The organism is Actinomyces sp. S6-Spd3 (assembly GCF_000758755.1).
In the GTDB taxonomy this organism is placed as follows: Bacteria; Actinomycetota; Actinomycetes; order Actinomycetales; family Actinomycetaceae; genus Pauljensenia.
The window spans coordinates 1-562 of record NZ_JRMV01000180.1 but is presented as its reverse complement, the minus strand read 5'-3'; the positions used below and the strand labels follow the sequence as shown (position 1 = coordinate 562).

General features: G+C 58.5%; 2 protein-coding genes. One reads left to right on the top strand and one right to left on the bottom strand.

The genetic code is table 11. The features are described 5' to 3' along the window. The coding region (locus HMPREF1627_RS01070; RefSeq protein WP_158705792.1) for an ABC transporter permease at positions 1-336 on the top strand (336 nt) is incomplete at its 5' end. An 80-nt stretch (positions 337-416) separates the two neighbouring features. Here HMPREF1627_RS01070 and HMPREF1627_RS01065 read toward each other — a convergent pair. Next, the coding region (locus HMPREF1627_RS01065; protein ID WP_034500399.1) for a Fe-Mn family superoxide dismutase at positions 417-562 on the bottom strand (146 nt) is incomplete at its 5' end.

Here is a 562-nt window from a genome sequence, read left to right as displayed (position 1 = left end):
ACGCTCGCCCTGTCTGTGGTTGAGCGCCGACGTGAGAATGCGATGGTGCGAGCACTTGGTATGACCAAGGGCGATCTGCGTCGCATGATCACTTGGGAGACCGTACTGATTGCAGGCGTAGCCACCCTCGTGGGCGTGGCCATGGGAATCGGATACGGAGCGCTTGGACTGCATGCACTTCCCATTGGCGAGGCTACGCGTCACCTGGTTATCCCGTGGGATCAGGTTGCAGTTGCTGCTTTGATCTCGTTCCTGGCGGCCCTGATGGCATCGATTGTGCCGGCTCGCCTGGCCGCGAAGGCATCCCCGGTAGAAGCCCTCGCTGATGTCGGCTAAAAGATCACTGCTTAGGTAGAGTTTCAGCCCCGCTCCAAATCACGGAGCGGGGCTGAAATGAGTATTACCAGGCAGTTAGCTTAGGCGTTAACTACCAGGAGGTCACCGAACTTGGCACGGGCGTTGTCGAAGCGCTTCGCAACGTCCTCCCAGTTAACGACGTTCCACCAGGCCTTCACGTAGTCGGCCTTCACGTTCTTGTAATCCAGGTAGAAGGCGTGCTCCC